General features: G+C 63.2%; 23 protein-coding genes. 10 read left to right on the forward strand and 13 right to left on the reverse strand.

Translation table 11 applies throughout. The features are described from left to right. Positions 1-16: 16 nt before the first annotated feature. Positions 17-589 (forward strand): TetR/AcrR family transcriptional regulator, encoded by a 573-nt coding sequence (locus tag NKH36_RS20110; protein WP_352964060.1) that lies wholly within the window; start codon positions 17-19, stop codon positions 587-589. A gap of 56 nt (positions 590-645) precedes the next feature. Here the strand turns inward: NKH36_RS20110 and NKH36_RS20115 are convergent, their stop codons facing one another. Then, entirely contained in the window at positions 646-1,857 is a 1,212-nt protein-coding gene (locus NKH36_RS20115; protein ID WP_352964062.1) for an MFS transporter, read from the reverse strand. A gap of 92 nt (positions 1,858-1,949) precedes the next feature. On the opposite strand from NKH36_RS20115, the gene NKH36_RS20120 reads away from it, so the two are divergent. Further along, entirely contained in the window at positions 1,950-2,921 is a 972-nt protein-coding gene (locus NKH36_RS20120; RefSeq protein ID WP_352964064.1) for an AraC family transcriptional regulator, read from the forward strand. Positions 2,922-3,098: 177 nt separating this feature from the next. Here NKH36_RS20120 and NKH36_RS20125 read toward each other — a convergent pair whose 3' ends face one another. From NKH36_RS20125 to NKH36_RS20155, 7 genes are all read right to left on the reverse strand, one after another. Beyond that, a complete protein-coding gene (locus tag NKH36_RS20125) occupies positions 3,099-4,181 on the reverse strand; it encodes an ABC transporter ATP-binding protein (RefSeq protein ID WP_352964067.1) in 1,083 nt (360 codons plus the stop codon). Continuing rightward, the gene (locus NKH36_RS20130) at positions 4,181-5,290 is read right to left on the reverse strand and encodes an ABC transporter ATP-binding protein (protein ID WP_352964070.1); all 1,110 of its coding nucleotides are present in this window, start codon (positions 5,288-5,290) and stop codon (positions 4,181-4,183) included. The genes NKH36_RS20125 and NKH36_RS20130 overlap by 1 nt, the downstream gene beginning before the upstream one ends. Beyond that, positions 5,287-5,496: a hypothetical protein gene (locus NKH36_RS20135; RefSeq protein WP_128284699.1), complete on the reverse strand. Its 210-nt coding sequence runs from the start codon at positions 5,494-5,496 to the stop codon at positions 5,287-5,289. Before NKH36_RS20135 ends, NKH36_RS20130 begins: the two co-directional genes overlap by 4 nt. Then, the gene (locus tag NKH36_RS20140; protein ID WP_352964073.1) at positions 5,493-6,452 is read right to left on the reverse strand and encodes a carbohydrate ABC transporter permease; all 960 of its coding nucleotides are present in this window, start codon (positions 6,450-6,452) and stop codon (positions 5,493-5,495) included. Before NKH36_RS20140 ends, NKH36_RS20135 begins: the two co-directional genes overlap by 4 nt. Before the next feature lies 1 nt (position 6,453). Then, the gene (locus NKH36_RS20145; RefSeq protein ID WP_352964076.1) at positions 6,454-7,359 is read right to left on the reverse strand and encodes a carbohydrate ABC transporter permease; all 906 of its coding nucleotides are present in this window, start codon (positions 7,357-7,359) and stop codon (positions 6,454-6,456) included. A 73-nt stretch (positions 7,360-7,432) separates the two neighbouring features. Next, on the reverse strand, positions 7,433-8,749 hold the full coding sequence (locus NKH36_RS20150) for an ABC transporter substrate-binding protein (protein WP_352964079.1): 1,317 nt from the start codon (positions 8,747-8,749) through the stop codon (positions 7,433-7,435). A 356-nt stretch (positions 8,750-9,105) separates the two neighbouring features. After that, positions 9,106-9,789: a TetR/AcrR family transcriptional regulator gene (locus NKH36_RS20155; RefSeq protein WP_352964082.1), complete on the reverse strand. Its 684-nt coding sequence runs from the start codon at positions 9,787-9,789 to the stop codon at positions 9,106-9,108. Between the two features lie 114 nt (positions 9,790-9,903). Between NKH36_RS20155 and NKH36_RS20160 the strand changes: the two genes are divergently transcribed. The 3 genes from NKH36_RS20160 to NKH36_RS20170 are packed head-to-tail and all read left to right on the forward strand — an operon-like array spanning position 9,904 to position 12,399. Further along, the gene (locus NKH36_RS20160; RefSeq protein WP_352964085.1) at positions 9,904-11,100 is read left to right on the forward strand and encodes a Tm-1-like ATP-binding domain-containing protein; all 1,197 of its coding nucleotides are present in this window, start codon (positions 9,904-9,906) and stop codon (positions 11,098-11,100) included. Between the two features lie 11 nt (positions 11,101-11,111). Then, positions 11,112-11,975: a phosphoenolpyruvate hydrolase family protein gene (locus NKH36_RS20165; protein WP_352964088.1), complete on the forward strand. Its 864-nt coding sequence runs from the start codon at positions 11,112-11,114 to the stop codon at positions 11,973-11,975. 4 nt (positions 11,976-11,979) lie between these two features. Next, positions 11,980-12,399: a cupin domain-containing protein gene (locus tag NKH36_RS20170; RefSeq protein ID WP_352964091.1), complete on the forward strand. Its 420-nt coding sequence runs from the start codon at positions 11,980-11,982 to the stop codon at positions 12,397-12,399. Between the two features lie 200 nt (positions 12,400-12,599). Here NKH36_RS20170 and NKH36_RS20175 read toward each other — a convergent pair whose 3' ends face one another. Continuing rightward, positions 12,600-13,790 (reverse strand): M24 family metallopeptidase, encoded by a 1,191-nt coding sequence (locus NKH36_RS20175; protein ID WP_352964094.1) that lies wholly within the window; start codon positions 13,788-13,790, stop codon positions 12,600-12,602. A gap of 293 nt (positions 13,791-14,083) precedes the next feature. On the opposite strand from NKH36_RS20175, the gene NKH36_RS20180 reads away from it, so the two are divergent. The 5 genes from NKH36_RS20180 to NKH36_RS20200 all read left to right on the forward strand — a co-directional run bounded on the left by NKH36_RS20180 (position 14,084) and on the right by NKH36_RS20200 (position 19,384). Continuing rightward, a complete protein-coding gene (locus tag NKH36_RS20180; RefSeq protein ID WP_352964097.1) occupies positions 14,084-15,694 on the forward strand; it encodes an ABC transporter substrate-binding protein in 1,611 nt (536 codons plus the stop codon). A 282-nt stretch (positions 15,695-15,976) separates the two neighbouring features. Then, positions 15,977-16,963 carry an ABC transporter permease gene (locus NKH36_RS20185; protein WP_352964099.1) on the forward strand — a complete coding sequence of 329 codons (987 nt, stop codon included), beginning with the start codon at positions 15,977-15,979 and terminating at the stop codon, positions 16,961-16,963. Further along, positions 16,960-17,790, forward strand: coding sequence for an ABC transporter permease (locus tag NKH36_RS20190; RefSeq protein WP_352964102.1), 831 nt, complete (start codon positions 16,960-16,962; stop codon positions 17,788-17,790). Before NKH36_RS20185 ends, NKH36_RS20190 begins: the two co-directional genes overlap by 4 nt. Then, positions 17,787-18,584: an ABC transporter ATP-binding protein gene (locus tag NKH36_RS20195; protein ID WP_352964105.1), complete on the forward strand. Its 798-nt coding sequence runs from the start codon at positions 17,787-17,789 to the stop codon at positions 18,582-18,584. Before NKH36_RS20190 ends, NKH36_RS20195 begins: the two co-directional genes overlap by 4 nt. Further along, positions 18,581-19,384, forward strand: a complete 804-nt coding sequence (locus NKH36_RS20200) for an ABC transporter ATP-binding protein (protein WP_352964107.1) — start codon at positions 18,581-18,583, stop codon at positions 19,382-19,384. The genes NKH36_RS20195 and NKH36_RS20200 overlap by 4 nt, the downstream gene beginning before the upstream one ends. On the opposite strand, the gene ggt is transcribed toward NKH36_RS20200, so the two are convergent. From ggt to NKH36_RS20220, 4 genes are all read right to left on the reverse strand, one after another. Next, on the reverse strand, positions 19,378-20,964 hold the full coding sequence (gene ggt, locus NKH36_RS20205; RefSeq protein WP_352964110.1) for a gamma-glutamyltransferase: 1,587 nt from the start codon (positions 20,962-20,964) through the stop codon (positions 19,378-19,380). The two genes, NKH36_RS20200 and ggt, sit on opposite strands and share 7 nt — an antisense overlap. Before the next feature lie 117 nt (positions 20,965-21,081). Next, positions 21,082-21,936: a TIGR01459 family HAD-type hydrolase gene (locus NKH36_RS20210; protein ID WP_352964113.1), complete on the reverse strand. Its 855-nt coding sequence runs from the start codon at positions 21,934-21,936 to the stop codon at positions 21,082-21,084. Continuing rightward, positions 21,933-23,234, reverse strand: coding sequence for an FGGY-family carbohydrate kinase (locus NKH36_RS20215; protein ID WP_352964116.1), 1,302 nt, complete (start codon positions 23,232-23,234; stop codon positions 21,933-21,935). Before NKH36_RS20215 ends, NKH36_RS20210 begins: the two co-directional genes overlap by 4 nt. 1 nt (position 23,235) lies before the next feature. After that, positions 23,236-24,279, reverse strand: a complete 1,044-nt coding sequence (locus tag NKH36_RS20220) for a class II aldolase/adducin family protein (protein ID WP_352964119.1) — start codon at positions 24,277-24,279, stop codon at positions 23,236-23,238. Positions 24,280-24,412: the final 133 nt, after the last annotated feature.

A 24,412-nucleotide genomic window follows, 5' to 3' on the forward strand; every position in this document is an offset into this window, starting at 1 on the left:
ATAAATGGATGTCAAGATGCCTCGGCAAAAAACGCAATCCGACGAGGACGTGCTGGAAGCGGCGCACCGGCTGATCCACAGGCATGGCCCGGAGAGCCTCACATTTGAACGGCTGTCCAAAACTTGCGGGCTCTCCGGCTCGACCCTGGTGCAGCGTTTCAAGAACAAGGCCACGCTCAGGCAAAGAACCTTGCTGCAGGCATGGGACAGGCTGGACGCGAAGACGACAACGCTCGCAGAAGCGACACCGAGGACCCCTGCTGGCGCGATCGAATTGCTGGTGGCGCTGTCACGCGACTATGGCGGCATCGAATCCTATGCCGAGGGCCTGCTCGTCCTGCGCGAAGATCTGCGCGATCCGGTGCTTCGCGCGCGGGGGGCGTCGTGGAAGGCATCCCTGTGCAACATCCTCGACTCTTGCTTTGCCTCTGTCGTCGACACGCCGTTGGACATCGGCCTGCTGATGGCATCGCACTGGCAAGGTTCGCTGCTTTGGTGGAGTTTCGACCCGAAAGTCGAAGTTGCATCCTACGTCGAAGACAGTCTGGGCCTTTTCGTCGCCGCAATCGCCACGGCCCGAAAACAATAACCGATTTTCGGGCCATTTCTTGGAGGCCTCCCACGTGGGACGCACCTACGGATGGCTTAGGTTGCGCTCCTCGGGCCGAGCAGGAACGCCGCCAAGGCCGCCAGCAAGGTCGCGATCCCGCAATAGGCGAAAGCACTGGCAACGCCGGCATTGTCGACCAGCAGGCCGCCGAAAACGGCGCCCAGCGCGATGGCCACCTGGAAGGTGGCGACCATCAGTCCGCCGGCGCTTTCAGCCTGATCGGGAGCGGCTCGCACCAGCCAGGTTTGCAGCCCGACCGGCACCGCGCCGAAGGCAAAGCCCCAGGCGGCTACCGCTATCGCCGCCACCACGGGCGAGGCGCCGATGGTCAGCAGCAAGAGCGCCGCCACCGCAATCAGCAGAGGCGCCAGACCGACGGCGGTCTTGAGGCTGCGCTCGGCCATGAATCCGCCGGCAAAATTGCCGAAGAAGCCGCCGATGCCGTAGGCGAGCAGCACCAGCGAGATCGTCTCGATGTCCAGCGCGGGCACCTTCTCGAGAAACGGCCGGACATAGGTGAAGCCGGCAAAGTGTCCCGAGGCGACCAGCAGGACCACCAGAAGCGCAACCCTGATCATCGGCCGCTTCATCACCTCCAGCAAGGTCCGAACACTTGCCACGCCCGCCGGCGGCAGCTTCGGAAGGGTGGCGATCTGCACGAGCAGCGCCAGGGCGCCGACAACAGCCGCGATCATGAAGGCCGTTCGCCATCCCCAGATGTCGCCGACATAAGCACCAACCGGGGCGGCGCAGACGGTCGCCACCGAAACGCCGGTGAGAATGATCGACATGGCGCGCGGCATCAGCCGCATCGGAACAAGCCGCATCGCCATGGCCGCCGACATCGACCAGAAGCCGCCGAGGCTGACCCCGAGCATGATGCGAGCGATCAGAAGAACGGGAAGCGACGAGGCAAACGCCGCCAGGAGGTTCGACAGGATCAGGAGCACCGTCAGTCCCCACATGACCAGCCGGCGGTCCAGCCGTTTGGTGACGATGGCCATGGTCGGAGCGGCTATCGCGCCGACAACGGCCGGCGCTGTCACAGCTTGGCCGGCAGTGCCTTCGGTCACACCGAGATCCTGCGCCAGCGGCGTCAGCAGACTGGCAGGCAGGAATTCTGCGGTCACCAGCCCAAACACACCAAGCGCAAGGGATACGACCGCCCCCCACGCCGGCTCGGCTCGTTCGTCGGTTTCCGCGGGATCAAGAACGGCGTCCATGACGCTTGTCGCGGGTTCGGTCATGATGGAATCTCCGATCTGGTTGCAGCGCAGCATTTGGCTGCAATGCAACATAGGGAGTGACCGCCTGGAGTTTCCATGCTAGAAACACCATCATGCTTGACTATTCGTCCAAAGTTCCGATCACCGGCGATCCGCTGACAGACATATTGCGCGGGTTACGGCTCGACGGCGTCGAATACGGCCGCTGTGAAATGCAGGAGCCCTGGGGCCTCCAGTTTCCGGCCCAGACAGCGGCGCGGTTTCATTTCATCGGCCGCAAGGGATGCTGGCTGCTGCAGCCCTCCGGCGAATGGGTGGAGCTCAAGGCGGGCGACGCGGTGCTTCTGCCGCGCGGTGCAGCACACGTCCTGGCGAGCGAGCCGGGTATCGAGGCTTCGCCGATCCAGGGCTACAAGGTCGCCGAGGTCTGCAAGGACGTTTACTGCATGTCCAATGAAGGTCGCCGGCCGGGGACGTTGCTGTTTTTCGGCAGCATGTATTTCAATCTCGACGGTTTGCACCCATTGCTCGGCATGATGCCGGACGTGATGCGCACGCACGAGTTGGAAGCCTATGAACCCGGCATCCCGCATTTATTGGAGGCCATGGCGCGCGAAGTGACGATGGAGCGTGTCGGCTCCGGCGGCATTCTGGCACGGCTTGCCGACGTGCTCGCCGCCACCGTCATCCGGTCATGGGTCGAGCGCGGCTGCGGCGACTCGTCCGGATGGATCGCGGCGGTGAGAGATCGGGAGATTGGACGCGTGCTGGCCGCGATCCACCTCGAACCGGACCGCGATTGGACCGTGGAAACGCTCGCCAGGATGATGGGCGCCTCGCGATCGGGTTTCGCGGAACGCTTCGCGACGATCGTCGGCGAAACTCCGGCCAGATATGTCACCCAGGTGAGGATGCACCAGGCACGACAATGGCTGGTCCGCGACCGGTTGAAGATTTCCGTCGTCGCCGCGCGCCTGGGTTATGAATCCGATGCGTCCTTCAGTCGGGCGTTCAAGCGCGTCATCGGATCGGCTCCCAGCCATTTCCGGGCCGAGGAACAGGCTGAGCCCCGTCAAGCCGGCTAAGCCTGGCCAGGGGCTTCAAGCCGCTTAGCATCTCCCCGCCCAACAGACGTGCTTTAGAGCAATTCCAGGAAAAGTGTGAAGCGGTTTTCCCGGGAAAAGCGCTTAGCGCTTTCCCTGGAACTGCGCAAAAACAAAGAGATAGAGCGGTTCGGCGTTTCCGTGAAACGATGAACCGCTCTAGCTGTGACGGAGGCTTATTCCGCTAGCCTTGTCGAACAGCACCACCTTGTCCGGATCCCAGGCAAAGCGCACCGGCTGCTCGATCTCGACATCGGTTCTGGCCGGCACCGTGGCCCGCAGCATGGCATCTCCGACCCGCAGCGTCAGGATCTTTTCGACGCCATGGTTCTCGACATCGTGGACGCGCGCTTCCACCGGCGCCCCGCTCTCGAGATAGACATCCTCAGGACGAATACCGAAGACGCGCGGGCGACCGTCGGTCGCACCGCTCGTCTTGGCCCCCCCCGTAAAAGGCAGTTCGAAATTCAACGGTGCCATCACCGCGCGGCCGTTGACGAGCTTGCCGTCCATGAGGTTCATCGGCGGCGAGCCGACGAAGCTCGCCACATAGGTGTCGCGCGGATTGTTGTAGATCTCATACGGCGTGCCGGTCTGGACGATGCGGCCATGGTTGAGCACGCCGACCTTGTCGCCCATCGACATCGCCTCGATCTGGTCGTGCGTCACGAACAGGAAGGTCTGACCAAGGTTCATTTGGATGTTCTTCAACTCGGTGCGCAGCGCCTCGCGCAGCTTGGCATCGAGCGCCGAAAGGGGCTCATCCATCAGGAATACGCGGGGCTTCCTGACGATGGCGCGACCAATCGAGACGCGCTGCATCTCGCCGCCGGAGAGGCGATCCGTCTTGCGGTCAAGCAGATGCTCGATGCGCAAGGTCTTGGCAACGCGGTCGACGCGCGTCTTGATCTCGTCGGGCTCGATGCGGCGGATTTTTGGCTTCAGTGGGAATTCGAGGTTTTCGCGCACCGTGTAGCGCGGATAAAGCGAATATTGCTGCAGAACCAGCGCCACGTCGCGCTCGGCCGCACCCCAGTCAGCGACATCAGCGCCGTCGATGAATATCTGCCCCTCGTCCGGCTTTTCCAGGCCGGCGATCATACGCAGCGTCGTCGTCTTGCCGGCGCCGGTCTCGCCGAGCAGCACGAAGAACTCGCCGTCGGCGATGTCGAGATTGAGCCCGGTCAATGCGGTGTGGTTGCCGAATGACTTCGAGATGTTCTTGAGCTGGATATGAGCCATCAGAGTCTCACCCCCAGCGAATTGCCGCTTGTCGTGTCGAAGAAGTGCGCCTGCGCCGGGTCGAGCTTGGCGAAGACCTGGACGCCGGGCTTGCCGACGAAACCGGAACGGGTGCGGGCGCGCAACATCTGTGCCCCAACCTTGAGGTCGACAATGTCGTAGGAGCCAAGCGGTTCGATGATGTGCGCCTCGACCGGCAGATAACCGTCCGCCGCCTCGCGCGAGACCATCACTCCTTCGGGGCGGATGCCGAGCGCAAGGCGGTCCTGCCCGACGTTCGCGGCGCCGAGCTGGCCGAGCAGTTCGGCCGGGAAAAGGAAGCCTTCCGCGGCCCCGTCGACGGTGACCCTGGCGCCGGAGCCGTTCATCGTCACCGCCGCGTTGGCGACGTTCATCACAGGCGAGCCGACGAATTGCGCGACGAACAAATTGGCCGGGTGCGTATACACTTCCGATGGGCTGCCTACCTGTTGCAGAACGCCCTCATGCATGATGACGATTCGGTCGGCTAGGCTCATCGCCTCGATCTGGTCGTGGGTGACGTAGATGGTGGTCGAGCCCTGCTTGATGTGCAACCGCTTGATCTCCGCGCGCATCTCCTCGCGCAGCTTGGCGTCGAGCGCACCGATCGGCTCGTCCATCAGCATCGCTTTCGGCCGCCGCACCAGCGCCCGGCCAATCGCCACGCGCTGCATGTCGCCACCCGACAGCGCCGACGGCTTCTTGCCGAGCAGGTCGGTGATCTGCAGCACTTTGGCGACCGAGCGCACCTCGCCGTCGATCTCCGCCTTGCTCTTGCGCATGGCGCGCAACGGAAAAGCGATGTTCTCGTAGACGCTCATATGCGGATAGAGGGAGAACGATTGGAACACCATGGCGATGTCGCGGTCGGCAGCCTTGAGATGCTGGACCGGCTTGCCGTCGATGAGAACATCGCCGCCGTCGATCGTCTCCAGCCCGGCGATGGCGCGAAGCGTCGTCGTCTTGCCGCAGCCCGACTGTCCGAGCAGCACGATGAACTCGTTGTCGTCGATCTTGAGATTGAGGTCCTTGATGACCTGAACGGCGCCAAAGAATTTCTGGACGCCACGAAGCTCGATCTGGGTCATGCGTGACCTTCTTTTTCCGGGGTGCCGGTCGCCTGCGGCTTCTGTCTTGGACCGACCCAGCCGGTGATCATGAACGTCAGCAGCCCGACGATGATGATCGTCAGCCCGTAGCGGTGCAGAAAGAGATTCCACGGCTGGCAGAGCGCGATGATGCCGCACACCATCACGATCTCGGCCGTGCGCTGGATTGTAGCATGGCGGATCATTTGCGGATCGCTCCGAAGGACATGCCGCGCAAGAGGTGGTTGCGGAGCAGGAAGGTGAAAATCGCGACAGGCAGCAGGAACAGGAAGGTTCCGGCGGCAATCACCGTCCAGTCCGGCAGGCCGGAACCGACCTGGCTGGGGATGAAGGGCGGTGCCGTCTGGGCGCGGCGGTTGGTCATGATCAGCGCGAAGGCATATTCGTTCCACGCCGTGATGAAGCAGAACACGGCGGTCGCGGCGATGCCGGTGGCCGCCTCGGGCAGCACGATCTTGAAGAAGGCCTCCATGCGCGTATAGCCGTCGACCAGCGCCGCCTCCTCGTACTCCTTCGGAATCTCGTCCATGAACCCCTTCATCAGCCATACAGAGAAGCTGAGGTTGAAGGCGGTGTAGAGGATGATCAGGCCCCAATGCGTGTCGTTGAGGCCGACGACCCGATACATCAGGAACATCGGAATCGCCACCACCACCGGCGGCAGCATGCGCGTCGACAGGATGAAGAAGAGCAGGTCCTGTTCCCCTTTTATCTTGAAGCGCGAGAACCCGTAAGCGGTGAAGGTGCCCATGCCGACGGCCAGGACGGTCGAGGTGATGGCGACGATCAGCGAGTTCATGAAGCGGCTCGGATAACCCGACCACTGCACCTCGCCCCTGCCCGAGCGCACCACCTTCTCGCCGCCGTCGAACACCAGCCGCTCCCACCACGGGGCGGCGGCGTATTGTTCCGGCGTCGGCGCAGTGCGCAACTGCGACCGCTTGGTGAAGAGCTTTACGAAGGGTGATATCTCAGGCTGGAACATCACCGTCGGTGGAATGGTGGTGGCGAGGTTGCGCGGCTTGAATGCCGTCGAGGCTATCCAATAGATCGGCGCCAGGAAGATCATTGTGATGATCAGCACACCGACGATGGCCAGCTTGTTGAGCGAACGCTCGGTAGAGGTGGTGACAGCGGCCATTCTAGCGCTCCTTCACCTTGTTCAGGTATTTGACGTAGATGTTGGTGATCGCCAGGATCATGATCAGCACGATGTAGGCGAGCGCGCAGGAGCGCCCGGTCTGCCATTCCTGGAACGCCATCTTGTAGAGCCGGATCGAGATCACCTCAGTGGTTGGCTGGCTGGTCAGGATGTAGGCGAGATCGAAGGTCTTGAACGCCTCCATGGTGCGAAAGATGATCGCGATCATCAGGATCGGCGCGACCAAGGGCAGCGTAATGCGAAAGAAGGTATAGAACGAGCCGGCGCGGTCGATCGCCGCCGCCTCGTAGAGGTGCTTCGGCACTGCCGACAGGCCGGCGAGTGACAGCAGCATGACGAAAGGCGACCACATCCAGATGTCGGTGATGGCAACCGCGTAGAGCGCCATGTCGGGGTTGGACAGCCACTCGAAGGTGCCGAGGCCGAGCGTATAGTTGATGATGCCGAAGGACGGATCGTAGAGCAGTTTCCAGAACAGGCCGACTACAGCCATCGACAACATCATTGGCAACAGCAGCAGGGTCGTCAGCAGGCCCTTCAACGGGATATCGCGGTTGAGCAGCAACGCCACGCCGAAGCCGACGATGACCTGGCCGACTACGGAGACGATGACATATTTGGCGGTGATGGCAAAATTCGACCAGATGAACGGGTCGTTGAGCAACTCGCGGTAATTCTGCAGTCCGACGAAATTGGCCGCCGCCGGGCTCGACGCGCGAAAGTCGGTGAACGAATAGCCGAGCGAATAGATCAGCGGAAAGATGTTGAAGACGATCAGGAAAACGATCGTCGGAATGATGAAGAGATTGCGGATCGTGAGATCGCTCATACCGCGAGCGGCGGAGCGCGAATTGGGATCCAGAGTGGTCATGACTGCAGTGGCCAAGGCCCGTTCCTTCCTTGTCCGGAAAAGAAAACGGAAGGGGCGGGCTACCGCCCCCTCCGAGCGTTAGTGCCGTTTACTTCAGGCGGTTGTATTTCTTGAACGTCGCGTTCCAGTCCGCGGCCAGCGAATCGAGCACTTCCTTGGCCGTGCCCTGATTGCCGGTGATGTACGGATAGACGCGCTGGTTCATCTGGATGAGCAGCTCGGCATATTCCGGCGTCGCCCAGAAGTCCTTCACCTTGAACATGGTTTCGTAAAAGGCCTTGTTGTAAGGTGTGGCGTTTTGGAATTCAGGCGACTCGAGCACCTTGGCACTTGCCGTGTACCCGCCAAGGTCTGCCCATTTCTTCTGCGTATCTTCCTTGATGAACCATTCCAGGAACTTCATCGCCTCTTCCTGGTTCTCGGAATAGGAAATGACGGAGATACCTTGGCCGCCGAGCGCGGCGAACTGGTCGCCGTTCGGCCCTGGAGGGTTGGCAAAGAAGCCGGTGGCCTTGGCATTCGGGTTCGAGGCTTCGTTGATGAGCGCCGGGAAGAAGGCGAAGTAGTTCATGCTCATCGCCGCCAGGTTCTCGGTGATCGCCTGGTTGTCCTCGATGAAGAAGCTCTTGGCCCAGCCAGGAGGAGTGAAGGAATAGAGCTCCTTATAGGCCTCGAGCGCTTTGACGTTCTGCTCGGAGTTGATGATCCCGTCGACCTTGTAATTGGCATAGTCGCCAAGTTCGCCGCCGAAGGAGAAGATGGCGTTCTCGACGCCCATCACCAGAGCGTCATACGAGTTGTCGGTGTAGATGGCGACGCCGTAGCGCTTCTCGTCGGGACGGTGGAAGAATTCGGCGATGTCGCGCAGCTGCTTCCAGTCCTTCGGCACGCCGAGATCGTAGCCATACTTTGCCTTGAAGGCTTCCATCTCCTTCGGGTCTTCGAACCAGTCCTTGCGATAGGACCAGCCGACCGCGTCGCCCTCGGCCGGGATCGACCAATATTTGCCGGAGTTGGACGGATATTCGGCGTAGTACTTGACCGTCGCCGGCGCCATCACCTCCTTCAGATTGTGCTTGTTGAAGAAGTCGGTGAGGTCGACATAGTGGCCCGCCTCGGATGCGGCGCCGATCCACTGCGAGTCGCCGACGACCATGTCGTAGGCGCTGCCCTTGGCGTTGAACTCGGTGAATGCCTTGGTCTGGAAGTCGGACCAAGGCGTGGTTTCGACCGTGACCTTCACGCCGCTCTCGGCTTCGTAAAGATTGACGAGTTCCTGCAAATAGTTCGCCGGATCCCATTCAGCCCAGAATATGGTGAGTTCCTTATCCTGCGCGTAGACGGACGTTCCGCAGGCGAGCACTAAGCCGATACCAGCAAGCATGCTGGTCATTGTCTTGCGCATAATGATTTCCTCCCTTGTGCGCATTCTACCGTATCATGCGAGCCGGCGGCGAGGCCGACCCTGGTAGTTCCTCCCGTGATGGCAGCGTTCCGGTTTTGAGCCTCCTCGCCCAGCCGAAAATGGCTCGCAGCCCTCACATTTATTCCGCTTTATTGTCCTGATCTGGTATTACCAATTTCCGGCGTACGTCAAGCTCTTTCTTGAACGATGGCAGGCCCTCAGACAAGCGGATTCCAGCAATCTGCCTGTTTTTCTTAAATTTTCCTACTCCTTGATACGCAAGAGCCTTGTTTTGGCTACGGCGCCACGATTATTGTCGGTACTTGATATCCCAATCTGGTCGAACCAGATCGATACTATTTCGCGGCTATCGCCGGCGCGCTTCTGTCTCCTTTGGCCATCGATTCCACCACTGCAGCTCGTACCAGGGCGCCGGCTGCCCATTGTGCTACCGACATCCTCTTGCGGCTGTCCAGCCCCCATATATCCTTCAGCACAATGAGCACTTCAACGCCGAAGATCAGCGACAGGGCCTGGGCCAGGCGCTTGAATTCGCGTGGCGGCAGCCGGTCCTTGAGCGGTGCGATCGCGTCCTTGAGCAGATCGACGCGGTGGCCGCGCGTAAAGGCCGGCTCGCCGCCCAGCGTGCCCGCCTGCCGGCGCGCCCACTGGTCGAGCGACAGCTTCAGCGCCGCCTTGAAGGTCGCCTCGAAGGCCTCGATGCGAGGCATGGCCGTTTCGAAAAGTTCGACGACGCGGCGCTCGGGATCGGTCGAGGCTGATTTCCAGGTGAGGATCGGCCCGAGGCCTTCGTTGACCACCGCTTGCACCAGCGCCGCCTGGCTTGGAAAATACCGATAGGCAGTGGCGCGCGAGACTTCCGCCGCTTCGGCGACCTCGCTGACCGAGGGCGTGGCGCCCGCCTGCATCAGCCTTGTCGCCGTCTCCAGCATCAACCGCCTTGTGCGTGCCCGCGGTCCGCGCGCAGCTCCAGAGCCGGCGTCGTCGGAAACCGCCGCTTGTTGACGTGAGACATTCATGTCAATACGATACGCGCGTCTCAAAAAATTGCAATGGCCTTCGCGCTGCCGAACGGCCGGGCAAAAGAGCGGCAGGCGGCAACGCCGAGCGCGCCCAGGGATCGGGGAAACGCAATGAAGCGCGTCTATGTGGTGGGCACCGCCGACACTAAGGGTGAGGAACTCGCTTTTCTGGCCGATGCGGTCGCTGCCACCGGTGCTGCTGTCGCCCGCGTCGATGTCGGAACGCGCGATGCCACCGCGCCGGTCGATGTCGCGGCCAAAGAAGTCGCCGGCTACCATCCCGGTGGCAGCAGTGCCGTATTGGGCATCGACGACCGCGGCACCGCGGTCGCGGCAATGGCCATCGCCTTCACCCGGTTTGTCCAATCGCGCACCGATATATCAGGTGTGATTGGCATCGGCGGTGGTGGCGGCACTTCGATCATCACATCAGGCATGCGCGCTCTGCCGCTCGGCCTGCCGAAGATCATGGTCTCGACGCTCGCCTCGGGTGACACGGCGCCTTACGTCGATGTCTCCGACATCGTCATGATGCCGTCGGTGACCGATATGGCCGGCCTGAACCGGCTGTCTCGTGTCGTGCTGCACAACGCCGCCCAGGCGATATCGGGCATGGCGGCAAAGCCTGCTCCGCCGTCCGACGGCAAGCCGTCGATCGGCCTCACCATGTTCGGCGTCACCACACCATGCGTGACTTCCATCGCCGAGCAGCTTCGCTCGACCTATGACTGCCTGGTCTTCCACGCCACCGGAACCGGCGGCCGCACCATGGAAAAGCTGGCCGACAGCGGCTTGCTGTTCGGTGTCATCGACATCACCACGACCGAGGTCTGCGACCTCTTGTTCGGCGGCGTGCTGCCGGCGACCGAAGACCGCTTCGGCGCGATCGCTCGCACCAAACTGCCCTATGTCGGCTCGGTCGGCGCGCTCGACATGGTGAATTTCTGGGCGCCGCCGACCATTCCGGAACGCTACAGCGGGCGGCTGTTTTACGAGCACAATCCGAACGTGACGCTGATGCGCACGACACCTGACGAAAGCCGCAAACTCGGCGAATGGATCGGCACCAAACTGAGCCTCTGCGACGGCCCGGTCCGGTTCCTCATTCCCGAAAAGGGCGTCTCGGCGCTCGATATCGAAGGCGGCGCTTTCTTCGACCCCGAGGCCGATGCAGCACTCTTCGAGGCCATCGAGCGCACGATCATGCCGAACAGCATGCGCCGAGTGACGCGCCTGCCGCTGCACATCAACGATCCCGAATTCGCCAAGGCGGCAACAGCGGCCTTTCTCGACATCGCCGGACAGTGAGAGAAGAAAACATGGCCGCCATACCGCGCAAGAAAATCCTGGAAAAATTCCGCAAGATGATTGCCGGCAGCGTGCCGATCGTCGGCGGCGGCGCCGGCACCGGCCTGTCGGCCAAGGCCGAGGAGGCCGGCGGCATCGACCTGATCATCATCTACAACTCCGGCCGCTACCGCATGGCCGGCCGCGGCTCGGCCGCCGGCCTGCTCGCCTATGGCAACGCCAATGAGATCGTCAAGGAAATGGCCTATGAGGTGCTGCCGGTGGTGAAGAAGACTCCGGTGCTGGCCGGCGTCAACGGCACCGATCCGTTCGTCATCATGCCGCTGCTGCTGGCCGAGCTGAAAACGATGGGCTTTTCCGGCGTGCAAAACTTTCCGACCATCGGCCTGTTCGATGGCCAGATGCGCCAGAGTTTTGAAGAAACCGGCATGGGCTTCGGGCTCGAGGTCGACATGATCGCCGAGGCGCACAAGCTCGACCTCCTGACCACGCCCTATGTGTTCAACCCCGATGAGGCGCGCGCCATGACCAAGGCCGGCGCCGATATCGTCGTCGCCCATATGGGGGTAACCACCGGCGGCTCGATCGGTGCGACGTCGGCCAAGTCACTGGACGATTGCGTGACGGAGATCGACGCGATCGCGGCGGCCGCACGCTCGGTACGCAAGGATGTCATCCTGCTTTGCCATGGCGGTCCGATCTCGATGCCGCACGACGCCCGATACATCCTCGAACGCTGCAAGGGCCTGCATGGCTTCTATGGCGCGAGCTCCATGGAACGGCTGCCGGCAGAAGCGGCGATCGCCAGGCAGACCGCCGATTTCAAGGCGGTGACGCTTGGTGCCAAAACGACTGCGAAGAAAAAGAAGGGATGAGACGATGACCGACAAAAGCAAGGTGTTTGTCTATCCGAAGGATGTCAGCGCCTTCGGCTTCGACTGGGGCAGGCTGTCGCTGACGGTGGCGCCCGAGGTGAACGGCGCGACACGCTTTTCCGGCGGCGTCGTCGACCTTCCATCCGGCAAGGGCCACACGCGCCACAACCATCCGGGCGCGGAGGAGATCATCTTCGTCATATCGGGCAATGGCGAGCAGATGGTCGAGGACGAGAACGGCAATCCAGTTGTTGCGAAGGTCGGTCCCGGCTGCACCATCTATGTGCCGGAAAGCCGCTTCCATTCGACGCTGAACACCGGCGATACGCCCATGCAGCTCTTCGTCGTCTATTCGCCGGCCGGGCCGGAACTGGCGTTGCGCGACCTGCCGGATTTCAGGTTGGTGCCACCGGGTGGGAAGTAACTTTCCCTGGGCAGCGCTGCCCCTCATCTGCCTGCCGGCATCTTCTCCCCGTATAGAGACGGGGAGAAGGGCGCTGTCATCAACGGTTTCGCTAATCACAAATGCTCGAATTGCATGCAGCGTCGGAGCGTCCCTTCTCCCCGTCACTATACGGGGAGAAGTGCCCGGCAGGGCGATGAGGGGCAGCGCGTACCGTCTGATTATGAAGCACCACCTCTGTTCCAGCCCCTGCCCCGATCGCCGAACATAGCGTAACCGGTCTCGGTGACCGCCACCGTGTCCTCCAGCTTGATGAAGCCGCGCGTCGGGTGAAGCATCGTCGTCTCGACCGAGAGCATCATGTTTTTCTCCAGCGGCTTTTCGGCATAAGTGCCCTCATAAGTCACCGGATGGTTGGTCATCAGGAACGGCGCTTCATGCGTGATCAGCCCCATGCCGTGGGCAAAGAAATCGGTATAAGGCGCAACCTTGGATCTCTTCAGCACGCCTTCTGCGTGAGAAATCATGTCACCACCGACAGTGCCCGCCCTGACCTTGGAAAAGGCGGCCTGCTGCACCGTCTCGACCTCGGCCAACAGATCCTCGAGTTCGGCATCCGGCTCGCCGAGAATGCCCATGCGACAGAGGTCACCGATATAGCCGTGATAATTGCCGCCGGAATCGATCGACATCACCTCGCCCTTCTTCCAGGCCTGCGGCGAGGCGGCGCGGTTGTGGCTGGAGCCGAGCGTCAACAGGCAATATTCGAAATGCGCACCGCGATTGGTCTCCTCGCGCCGCAATTGGTCGATGATCTCGGTCTTGGTCGTGCCTTCACGCGCCCAGGCAATGGTCGCCAGCATGGAATCGGTGATCAATTCGGAGGCGACGCGCAGCTTCTCCAGCTCCGCTTCCGTCTTGATCGCCCGCATCTGCTCCAGCATATCAGTCGCGTCGATCAGCTTGGCATCCGGCAGCGCCTTGCGGATCAGCGTGTAGGCATCCGACGGCAGGAAAGCCGGCTCGATGCCGATGCGGGCGTTGCCCTTGCCGATCTTCGTCAGGTGTTCAACTGCGAGATTGGCGGCGTCGAGCGTGCCCCAGCAGGCGGCGTGCAAGGTCGGCGTCCAGAACGGGTTGTTCTGGTGCTCGGCGCCCTCCATGCGGTTGCCGATATAGGCGGCATGCTCCGGCCCACCCTTCTCGTAGACCACGATAGGCAGATAGCGGCTGTGGCCGATCGCGTCCATGGCGGCGAAGAAGATGAACTTGTAGCCGCCAAGCAGATATTGCGTGTTGTGCTTGGAGGTGGCGAGCAGCACATCGATGCCGGCCTCCTCCATCAGCCGATCGACCCTGGCATGATCGAACGGGATGGATCTGACGGCATTCTTAGCCGGGGCGACGTTCATCTTTCTCTCTCCCTGAATTCCCTGGCCGGCTGGTCGGATCGCCGGCGGTGCCCACTCTGGTCCTACTAAGCCTGGTCCTACTCGATAAGTCTGGTCCTACCAGATAAGGTCGGATTGAACCGGTCCCTTCACTGGTCCAGGGGACGAAATTTTCAAAGCCACATGAGGATGCGCCAAATCCGTCTCTGGCGAAACCCTCGGCAAGGCTCATAATCATCCTTGCAAGGATGCCGTCCGGTGTCCGAGGGTACTGGGCCACCCGGCCGGGTGGCTGAGAGGGACGGAGTTCGATCATGTCAGATGTCACGATTTCCAGACGCACCGTGCTTGCCGGTTCGGCATTGCTGCTGGCTTCAACGGCGCTGCCGACCATCGGTCTGGCACAGACGCCGAAGAAAGGCGGGCGGCTGGTCGTCGCCGCCGATTCCGAGCCGCGCAACCTCAACCCGGCGATCGTCGCTTCCAACGGCGTGTTCTTCATTTCGAGCAAGATCGTGGAAACGCTGGCCGAGGCATCCTTTGACGGCAAGGACGGGCTCGACCCGCGCCTGGCGACAAGTTGGGAGGGCGCCGCCGATGGCTTGTCGGTAACGTTCAAATTACGCGAAGGCGTCAAATGGCATGACGGCAAACCCTTCACCTCCGCCGACGTCGCCTTTTCGGCGCTGCAGATCTGGAAGCCGCTGCAGAACCTCGGCCGCACAGTATTCAAGGATCTGGAGGCGGTCGACACGCCGGACGAGCTGACGGCGGTGTTCAAATTCGCCAAGCCGACGCCGTTCCAGCTGATCCGCAACGCCTTGCCGGCGCTGAGCAGCGTGGTGCCGAAGCACATCTACGAGACGGGAAAGATCGAAGAGAACCCGGCCAACAACGCGCCTATTGGCACCGGCCCGTTCAAATTCGCCGAACACAAGCCCGGCGAATATTACCGGCTGGAGAAGAATGTCGACTATTGGGGCAAGGACCAACCTTACCTCGACGAGATCATCTATCAGGTGCTGCCCGACCGCACCTCGGCGGCAAGCGCGCTCGAGGCCGAAGAGATCCAGCTCGCCGCCTTTTCCGCTGTGCCTCTGGCCGATCTCGACCGCATCTCCAAAGTGCCTGGCCTCAGGGTGATCACCAAGGGTTACGAAGGGCTGACCTATCAGCTCGTCGTCGAGATCAACCATCGCCGCAAGGAGCTGGCCGACCTGAAGGTGCGCCAGGCAATCGCCCACGCCATCGACAAGGATTTCGTCGTCAAAACGGTGTTCCTCGGCTACGCCGCCACAGCCACCGGCCCGGTGCCGAAGAACGATCCGCAATTCTATTCGGCCGATGTGCCGACCTATGCCTTCGACGTGGCCAAGGCCAACGCATTGCTCGACGAAGCCGGCTACAGCAGAGGCGACGACGGCAAGCGCTTTTCACTGAAGCTGCTGCCGGCACCCTATTTCAACGAGACCAAGCAGTTCGGCGACTATCTGCGCCAGGCGCTCGCCGCCATCGGCATCGACGCCCAACTGGTCAACAACGACTCGGCCGCGCATATCAAGGCTGTCTACACCGACCACGCCTTCGACCTTGCGGTCGGGCCGCCGGTGTTCCGCGGCGACCCTGCGATTTCGACCACCATTCTGGTGCAGAGCGGTATTCCCGACGGCGTGCCGTTCTCCAACCAGGGCGGCTACAAAAACGACGAACTCGACGCCCTCATCGCCAAGGCGTCCGAGACGCTCGACCCCGCCGCGCGCACTGAACTTTACAAGGAGTTTCAGAAAAAGGTCGCAGCCGACCTGCCGCTGATCAATGTCGCCGAATGGAGCTTCATCAGCGTTATCAGAGACACGGTGGGGAATGTCGCCAACAACCCACGCTGGGCGGTGTCGAACTGGGCGGACACTTATTTGGAATCGTGACACACTCTCGCGGATGAAAATTCGCACCGAAATCTGTGAAGGAACCTGGACAAATGCCGAGTTCCTTCACACCCCCCTCTGTCCTGCCGGACATCTCCCCCGCAAGGGGGGAGATCGGCTGGCCGCAACCTCGGCTTATTTGCCTGCTGCGTTGAAGATTGGCGAAATCGCCGATGACATCCGATCTCCCCCCTTGCGGGGGAGATGTCCGGCAGGACAGAGGGGGGTGGGAAGAAACACCGCATCTCCTGATTACCATCGCGCCGGCTCGTCGGTACCGCCATGACCCGCGCGCTTCTCCTCCTTCACCATCGCCTCATCGGCAGCGTCTTCGTGCTGCTGATTGTCGTCATCGGCACTTTCCTTTTGCTGGAAGCCGCACCTGGTGACGCTGTCGACGCCTATATCGCCTCGACCGGCGGTGACGCCGGCATGATCGAATTGCTGCGTCATCGCTGGGGCCTCGACCAGACGGCGCTGACGCGGCTGGCCAACTATCTCTGGGCGCTGCTGCATCTCGACCTTGGCCAGTCCGTGACCTTTTCGCGGCCGATCCGCGACGTCATCCTCGAACGCCTGCCCAACACATTGCTGTTGATGGGCAGCGCCACCGCGCTCTCCTTCGGGCTCGGCTCGGCACTCGGCATCTATGCCGGCGCCAGACCCGGCAGCTTTCGCGACCGCTTCCTGTCGATCGGCTCGCTGACGCTCTATGCCGTACCCGGCTTCTGGCTCGGGCTGGTGCTGATCATCATCTTCGCCGTCGACCTGCGCTGGTTTCCGATCGGCGGCATCGAGAGCATCGCGTCGGGCAAGACCGGCCTCGGCCGCGCGGCCGATATTGCCCGCCATCTCGTCCTGCCGGTGTCGGCACTCGGCTTCATCTATCTGGCGCTCTATCTGCGCATGATGCGCGCCGGCATGGCCGAGGTCTGGCGACAGGATTTTGTCCTCGCCGCCCGCGCTAAAGGGCTGTCCCGCCGCCGCATCGTGCTCGCCCACGTCGCCCGCAACGCACTGTTGCCGCTGGTCACCATGCTCGGCCTGCAATCGGCGCAGATGCTCGGCGGCAGCGTCGTCATCGAAAGCGTTTTTTCGGTGCCCGGCCTCGGCCGGCTGGCACAGGAAGCGGTGGCCGCGCGCGACACGCCACTGCTGCTCGGCATCATCCTCGTCAGCGCCGTCCTGGTCATCGTTATCAACCTTCTCGTCGACATCGCCTACGCCTTCCTCGATCCGCGCGTCGGCGCCAGCGAGGCCGGTGTGTGAGCCCGCTTCGCCGTTTCCTCCGCACGCCTGAAGCGATCGCCGGCGCGATCATCCTGGTAGCGCTGTTTGCCATGGCGCTTGCCGCACCCTTGTTCTTTCCCGGCGACCCGCAGGCGATTGCCGGGGCGGCATTGCTGCCGCCCTTTCAGGACTGGTCGCTGCCGCTCGGCACCGACCGGCTCGGCCGCGATGTGCTGGCCGAACTTTTCCACGGCGCCCGCACCTCACTGGCGGTCGGGCTAGCAGCGGCAGCCGCAGCTCTTGTCGTCGGCGCAATAGTCGGCACGCTGGCCGGCTTTGCCGGCGGGCTCGTCGACGAGGTGCTTATGCGCGTCACCGACGCCTTCCAGACCGTGCCGGGCTTTCTGCTGGCGCTCGCCTTCGTCAGCGTCGTCGGGCCATCGCTCGGCGTCGTCATCGCGGCGATAGTGCTCGGCGCCTGGACGGGGCCGGCGCGTGTCGCCCGTGCCGAAGTGCTGTCGATCCGCGAGCGCGATTTCGTTGCCGGCGCCCGCGTCATCGGCATGCATCCGCTGGAGATCGCCTTTCGCGAAGTGCTGCCCAACGCATTGCCGCCGGTGCTGGCATTGTCGTCGGTGATCGTCGCCGCGGCGATCCTTACCGAAGCGGCACTTTCGTTTCTCGGCCTCGGCGACCCGAACCGCGTGACCTGGGGCGGAATGATCGCCGAAGGCCGCGCCGTGCTGCGCACCGCGCCATTTTTGTCGATCATCCCGGGCGTAGCACTCGTGCTGACCGTGCTCGGCGTCTATCTCGCCGGTGAAGGCGTCGTCGAGACGACGGCGGTGAGAAGGAACCTGTCGTGACGGCGCTGCTTTCGATCCGCGATTTGACGGTGACCTATCGCCGCGATGGCAGCGAGGTGGCGGCGCTGAAACATGTCAGCCTGGACGTCGCCGCCGGCGAGCGCTTCGCCATCATCGGCGAGAGCGGTTCGGGCAAGAGCACGCTGGCGCTGGCCATTGCCGGGCTGCTGCCGCAATCCACCAGGATTGGAGGCCGTATCGATTGGCTGGGGCGCGACCATGCTCCCCTCGGTGGCCGCGATATCGGCTTCGTCTTCCAGGACCCCTCGGCCAGCCTCGATCCGGTGATGGCGATCGGCGAGCAGATCGCGGAAGTCGCGCACACGCATCTCGGCCTTACTTGGTCGCAATCCTATGCCAAGGCAAAATCCCTGCTCGAACGTGTCCGCCTGCCCGAACCGGACGCCGCTCTGCGCGCCTATCCGCACCAGCTTTCCGGCGGCCAGAAGCAGCGCGTCGCGATCGCCGCAGCGATTGCGGCCGGTCCGAAACTGCTGATCGCGGATGAGGCGACCAGCGCGCTCGACACAATCGTGCAGGCCGAAATCGTCGCACTGATCCGGCATTTGGTGGCGGAGGACGGCATGACGCTGCTGTTCGTCAGCCACGACATCGCGTTGGCCGCCGAGCTAGCCGAGCGCATCGCCGTGTTCCGGCACGGCCAGCTGGTCGAGCTCGGTGCGACGGCGCAGATCATCGCTAGCCCGGGCGATGCCTACACGAGAGCGCTGCTCGACGCCCATCTCGGTCTCGACGCCGAACCGCTGCTGCAGCAGGCAGGAGCGTCGGGGTGAGCAGTCCATTGCTGGCCGTTTCCGGCCTGACCAGACGATATCGTGGCGGCGACAAGACAATCGCCGCCGTCGATGACGTTTCCTTCCACATCGAGCCCGGCGAGACGCTGGCGCTGGCCGGACCTTCCGGCAGCGGCAAGTCGACGATCGCGCGGCTGCTGCTGCGGCTGATCGAACCGGACGCCGGCCATATCGAGTTTGAAGGCGGCGATTTCCTGTCCCTGAATGGTACTGCGTTGCGCGCGCGGCGCGCGCGCTTGCAAATGGTATTCCAGGACCCGCTGGCCGCCTTCAACCCGCGCGCCAGCGTCGCACGCGTGATCGATGATCCCCTGCGGATCCATGGCATCGCCTCTCGAAAAGAGCGCCCGCGCCGCATCGCTGCTTTGCTGGAGCGCGTCGGCCTGAGCGCTGATCTGGCCGCTCGCGCCATCCACGAGGTCTCGGGCGGCCAGCGCCAACGCATCGCGATTGCCCGCGCCATCGCGACAAACCCGTCGCTGATCGTGCTCGATGAGGCGGTGTCAGCGCTCGACGTATCGGTGCGCCGGCAGATCCTGCAATTGCTGCTCGATCTGCAGCGCGAGGAACGGATCGCCTATCTGTTCATTTCGCATGATCTCGGCGTCATCAGCGCCATCGCCCATCGTGTCGTCATTCTGGATGCCGGCCGCGTCGCCGAGAGCGGCGACGCCCGTGCGGTCATCGGAGCCCCGCAGTCGGCGATCGGCAAGGCGCTGGTGGCGGCAGCGCCGAAACTGAACAGGACCAGCACGCAGGGCCCGGCCGATCGTCAGTAACCCAGCGCGCAACCATCCTTGCGGGGATCGGACGCGCCGGTAAGCGTGCCCTTGTCCCAGTCGATCAGCACCAGCTGGCCGCCGCCATGCGGCTCGGTCGCGATGGACAGCTGATGGCCTCGTTCGCGCAGGCCGGCGATCGCCTCGGCCGGAACGCCACGCTCTGCCTCCACAGTGTTCTGTCTGTAAAACACTCGTGGCGCATCCAGCGCCTCCTGCGGGTCCATGCCGAAATCGATCATGTTGGTGAGCAGGTGGACATGGCCGAACGGCTGGTAGCCGCCGCCCATAACGCCGAACGGCATGACCGCCCGGCCCTTGGCTGTCACCATGCCAGGCATGATGGTGTGCATCGGGCGCTTTCCTGGTGCGATGCGGTTTGGATGGTCCGCCACCAGGCGGAAGCTGCTGCCGCGGTTCTGCAGGACGACACCGGTCCTGGGACCGACCACCCCGCTGCCGAACGAACCAAAAGTCGAGTTGATAAAGCTGACTGCATTACGGTCGCGGTCGACCACCGAGATGTAGACGGTATCGCTCGGCTGGAGATCAAGGCGAGGCAGATGCGTCATCGCGCGCGCCGGATCGATCTCGGCGCGAAGCTGGTCCGCATGGGATCCGGATAACAACTGCTCCACGGGAACATGGACGTGGTTCTGGTCGCCGATGAAATCGTCGCGGTCCTGATAGGCAAGCCGCCCCGCCTCGATCTCGAGGTGAAAGCGCTCGGCGCCGTTTGGGTCTAGCGAGCTGAGCGAGAAGCCCGACAGCACATTCAGCATGATCAGTGCCGTCAGCCCCTGGTTGTTCGGCGGCATCTGATGGATGTCGTAGCCCCGGTAGGATGTGCCGACGGGCCTGACATAGTCGCCCTTCGTGGCAGCGAAATCCTCGAGGGCATGCAGGCCGCCAAGGGCGCGCAGACGCGACACCATGTCGTCGGCGACCTCGCCTTCATAAAAACCGGCGCGGCCACGGCGCGAAACGATGCGCAGCGTGTCGGCCAGTTGCGGCTGCCGGTGCAGCTCGCCGGCCAACGGCGCCCTTCCATCCGGCAGAAAGATCCGCGCCGCATGTTCGTCCGCGGCCAGCAAGGCAGCACTGTCAGCCCAGTCGAAGGCGACGCGGTCTTGGACGACATAGCCCTGTTCAGCGTAACGTATCGCGGGCGCCAGCGCGGCGTCGATGCCCTTTCTGCCGTGATCCTCGAGCAGCCGGCACCAGGCGTCGACGGCGCCCGGCACGGTGACCGCATGCGGACCGGACTCAGGCAGTTCGACATGACCCCTGTCCAGATACCATTCAGCCGTCGCTGACGCAGGTGCGCGGCCCGAGCCGTTGAAGGCCAGAACCTCGCCTTGGCCGTTGGGACAATAGAGGACGAAACAGTCGCCGCCGATACCGGTTGACTGCGGCTCTACGACCGCCTGCACCGCAGCCGCGCAGACAGCCGCGTCCATTGCGTTGCCGCCGGACCGCAGCATCTCGACCGCCGCCAATGTCGCGAGCGGGTGCGATGTCGCGGCCATCGCTTCCGTCGCACGAACCGGCGACCGTCCGGGAAGTTGGAAATCACGCATGCAGTTCAATAGCCTCTGACCAACAAGATGTGAACTGGCAACCGCAGCCAAAGGGCTGCGCCATCGAAAGCACCACGATCACCATGGCAGCGCCCAACCCTGGGGAAACTGCCGGCCTCAATCAGCAAATTTAAAAACATCCGTAGTGTAATCGGGGTAGGCATCCAGACTGTCGAAAAGCTCGGCCAGGTCAGGGGTGTCAGCCAAGATTCCGGACAAGACCAGCGCAGTCGCCACGCCGGCGCCAATTCCACCGGCGACATCGTGTTCGACGCTGTCGCCGACACAGACCACGCTGCTGCGGTCCGGATTGCCCGCCAGCGCCAGCGCGGCGTCGAAGATCGGGGTATAGGGCTTGCCGATACGGGTGACGCTGCCGCCGAGGCTCTCATAGAGATCCGCAAGCTGACCGGCGCCAAAGCGTGGCCCCACTGCCGTCAGCATGATCTTGTCGGGGTTGGTGCAGAAGCACGGCACCTGCCGCGCTGCTGGCGGTGCAAAAAGTCGGCGATAGTGCTCGATGTCGTAACGGTCGCCCTCGCTGGCGGCGATCAGCACCAGCTCGGCTTCGTCGCCGTCGCTGGTCAACGCGAAAGGCAGACCTTCAATCGCCGAGCGGTCGCCTTCGCGGCTGATCAGCAGGCACTTTGTATTTGGGCGCAGCTTTCCGGATATCGCCATTTCGTGAAACGACCGCCACGCGATCTCGCCGGAAGAGACAAACTGATCCCAGCTTCCTGGTTCGAAGCCGAGCTTCAGCAACCGGGCCTCGTTGGGCCGCGCTCGCCTGCCGGAGTTCGAGACCAGCACAATCGTCCTGCCTGCGCGCTTCAGCGCCGACAACGCCTCCACGGCGCCCGGATAAGGGTTGGTACCATCGTGCAGCACGCCGAACTGATCGAGCAGAAATACCTGATAGCGCTCGGCCAGCGCTCCGATACCGTCGAGATGTTCAACTGTTTTCGTGCTCACAACAGCCCCGCTTCGATTGCGCCCATCAGCGCCAGCCGCGCCGTGCCGGCGGCCGCCTCGTCCGAAAACGCCGGCAGAAAATCGACGCCCAGCTTGCGCTGCCGGATCGCGGTCCAGGCGGGATTTGCCGCACCGCCGCCGACACTTCTGACCGAGGTCAATCGGGGGGCGCCGAGTTCGGCAAGCCGGCGATAGCCGAGCGCCTCGATCCCGGCAATGCCTTCCAGCATCGCTTTCAGATAGTCGGCGTCGTCCGCAGGCCGCGGCGTCAGACGCGGCGGCAGAGCGGGATCGGCGATCGGAAAGCGTTCGCCCACCGCCGGAAGCGGATAATAGTCGAGGCAGGTCTCCGTCATGGGGTCGATCGCCGCACTCAGCTCGATGATGCGCGCGAGCGAGAAATGCTGCGCCAGCACCTTGCCGCCCGAATTCGACGCACCACCCGCCAGATAGGCATCTCTCAGCCGGTGACTGTAGATGCCGAACTGCGGCGCCGAGATCGGCCGGTCGGAGAGGATCTTGATGGTCAGCGAGGACCCCAGCGCGGTGACGCCGTCGCCAACTGCCGCAGCACCCGTCGCCAGGAACGACGCGCAGCCATCGGTCGTGCCGGCGACCGCGGCGACGTCGCGCGCCAGGCCGAACAGGTTCGCGGCGCGCGCGGTGAGCGTTCCCGTGACGTCGCCCGGCCTGACGACTTGAGGCAGTAGCTCCATGCGCATCCCGGTCGCCGCGATCCAGTCCGGCCAGCGGCGCATCTCGACGTCGTAGCCGGTTTTCAGGGCATTGTTCTCGTCGCTGACGTCGACGCGGCCGGAGAACTGTGCCGCGATCCAGTCGGCCTGATGCAGCACCGCGGCAACGCCGGGCTGGCGCTGGAACGACAGCGCCTTGGCGAGACCGGACGTCGCCCCACGTGCTGCGCTCGCTGCCGGCGCCTCGCGCGCGATCACGGCCAGAATGGCGTCATCGTCGACCTTGTCGTTGTACATCAACGGCTCGGCCAGCGGCCGGCCGGTGCCGTCGACCGGCAGCAACGTGCCCGAAGTGCCGTCAACGGCAATTGACCGGACCGACGCGCGATCGATGGCGGAAAGCAGTTCCGTCAGCGCCGCACCGACCGCTGACCACCACACCGAGGGGTCGCGGGCGTTCTGGCCAAATCTGTCGAGTGGAACGGCGGAACGTGCGGCAATCGAAAAGTCCGACCGCATGGCGACGGCGCGCGCACCTGATGTGCCGATGTCGATGCCGATCGAAAGTGGGCCAATCGAAGGCGGGCCGATTGAAAGCGCCATCTCAGCTGCCGGCTGCATTGAGTTTCTGGCGATACTGCTCGGCGTCCCAATTGATCAGTTCGTCGTTCTCGGCGGCGGTCAGATAGTTCAGCTTCGCTGCGACGTCGACGCGCGCCGTCACGTCAGCAAGGCAGCGTTGCATGGCGTCGGCGCCGGCACTGGCGTCGCTGCGCATTAGTACGCCAAGCCCGGGAAACAGGATTGCCACCGGTGCCGTGCCGCACCGTTCGGTGACGCGCAGAACGTCCTCGCCAGGCCTCGCCACGATCGAACCCTTGCCGAGAAAGATGACATGATCGGGATAGAGGCTGCCTCCCGATGCCATGCGGCAGCTGTCCGGATCGATCGCGACGGCGTGCGCTTCGGCGTCCATCGGCAACCTGTAGCCGGTTTTTCCGGCGAGCGCCGTCAATGCCGCGATGTCCGACTCCGCCACCTCACGGGGCGGCCGCGCCAGAAGTCGTGTGATGCGACGCAGCAGCGCCTCGGCGCCGGCGACGGTCTCGGCTGCGACGACCAGCCCGTGATTGGCAAGGATCAGCACATCGACCCCAGGCCGAAGGCGCTCGGCAATGCCCTGGGCAAGCGGCAGGCCCGGCCGGCGATAAGGAACATACGCCCATTCGATGCCGTCCAGGCGTTTGGCGACCTGAGCCTCGCAGTCGGCCTGCACGGCAAGCGAGATGGTGTCGATGCAATGGACATGCAGAACGACGCGCTGCGGCATCAGCGCATGAACCGTAGTCTCAATCGAGGGACGCAGCCTGCGGGCATTGAGCGCCTCGATGGCGAACGCCTGGGGCTGATCGGCGACCGGGTCACGCTGTTCGACAGCCCTAAGCAACGGGGGGATCGCCACGGGAACCATGATGTCTTCGGCGAGCGCATTCTTCAGCCAGGTACCCGAAGCCTTGATCCAGAGCGTGTCGCCGGCTTTCAGCGAAGTGTTGCCGCCCGCGGCCTGGGTCAAATGCGGGTCGCGCCCGATGCTGGCCGAAAGCGACCGCAAAGCAGCCAGTTCCTGCGCATCCGCATTGATTGCCATCGAAATTCCTCCGCAAACCGGCCGCGTGGCCACGGCTTTGGATCTCCCGCTGCCGGATAATGGTTGACGCTGGTATCGCAGATGCGAGTAAGTTACGTCAATAGTGATCTTATTTCGTCAAATCGAGCTTGCA

Origin of the sequence: Mesorhizobium sp. M1312, from assembly GCF_040318115.1 — a bacterium.
In the GTDB taxonomy this organism is placed as follows: Bacteria; Pseudomonadota; Alphaproteobacteria; order Rhizobiales; family Rhizobiaceae; genus Mesorhizobium.

What these genes read in the sequence shown, in the direction of transcription:
- NKH36_RS20110 (WP_352964060.1), top strand. Translation starts at nt 17, where the DNA reads ATGCCTCGGCAAAAAACGCAATCCGACGAGGACGTGCTGGAAGCGGCG.
- NKH36_RS20115 (WP_352964062.1), bottom strand. Translation starts at nt 1,857, where the DNA reads ATGACCGAACCCGCGACAAGCGTCATGGACGCCGTTCTTGATCCCGCG.
- NKH36_RS20120 (WP_352964064.1), top strand. Translation starts at nt 1,950, where the DNA reads ATGCTTGACTATTCGTCCAAAGTTCCGATCACCGGCGATCCGCTGACA.
- NKH36_RS20125 (WP_352964067.1), bottom strand. Translation starts at nt 4,181, where the DNA reads ATGGCTCATATCCAGCTCAAGAACATCTCGAAGTCATTCGGCAACCAC.
- NKH36_RS20130 (WP_352964070.1), bottom strand. Translation starts at nt 5,290, where the DNA reads ATGACCCAGATCGAGCTTCGTGGCGTCCAGAAATTCTTTGGCGCCGTT.
- NKH36_RS20135 (WP_128284699.1), bottom strand. Translation starts at nt 5,496, where the DNA reads ATGATCCGCCATGCTACAATCCAGCGCACGGCCGAGATCGTGATGGTG.
- NKH36_RS20140 (WP_352964073.1), bottom strand. Translation starts at nt 6,452, where the DNA reads ATGGCCGCTGTCACCACCTCTACCGAGCGTTCGCTCAACAAGCTGGCC.
- NKH36_RS20150 (WP_352964079.1), bottom strand. Translation starts at nt 8,749, where the DNA reads ATGCGCAAGACAATGACCAGCATGCTTGCTGGTATCGGCTTAGTGCTC.
- NKH36_RS20155 (WP_352964082.1), bottom strand. Translation starts at nt 9,789, where the DNA reads ATGAATGTCTCACGTCAACAAGCGGCGGTTTCCGACGACGCCGGCTCT.
- NKH36_RS20160 (WP_352964085.1), top strand. Translation starts at nt 9,904, where the DNA reads ATGAAGCGCGTCTATGTGGTGGGCACCGCCGACACTAAGGGTGAGGAA.
- NKH36_RS20165 (WP_352964088.1), top strand. Translation starts at nt 11,112, where the DNA reads ATGGCCGCCATACCGCGCAAGAAAATCCTGGAAAAATTCCGCAAGATG.
- NKH36_RS20170 (WP_352964091.1), top strand. Translation starts at nt 11,980, where the DNA reads ATGACCGACAAAAGCAAGGTGTTTGTCTATCCGAAGGATGTCAGCGCC.
- NKH36_RS20175 (WP_352964094.1), bottom strand. Translation starts at nt 13,790, where the DNA reads ATGAACGTCGCCCCGGCTAAGAATGCCGTCAGATCCATCCCGTTCGAT.
- NKH36_RS20180 (WP_352964097.1), top strand. Translation starts at nt 14,084, where the DNA reads ATGTCAGATGTCACGATTTCCAGACGCACCGTGCTTGCCGGTTCGGCA.
- NKH36_RS20185 (WP_352964099.1), top strand. Translation starts at nt 15,977, where the DNA reads ATGACCCGCGCGCTTCTCCTCCTTCACCATCGCCTCATCGGCAGCGTC.
- ggt (WP_352964110.1), bottom strand. Translation starts at nt 20,964, where the DNA reads ATGCGTGATTTCCAACTTCCCGGACGGTCGCCGGTTCGTGCGACGGAA.
- NKH36_RS20215 (WP_352964116.1), bottom strand. Translation starts at nt 23,234, where the DNA reads ATGGCGCTTTCAATCGGCCCGCCTTCGATTGGCCCACTTTCGATCGGC.
- NKH36_RS20220 (WP_352964119.1), bottom strand. Translation starts at nt 24,279, where the DNA reads ATGGCAATCAATGCGGATGCGCAGGAACTGGCTGCTTTGCGGTCGCTT.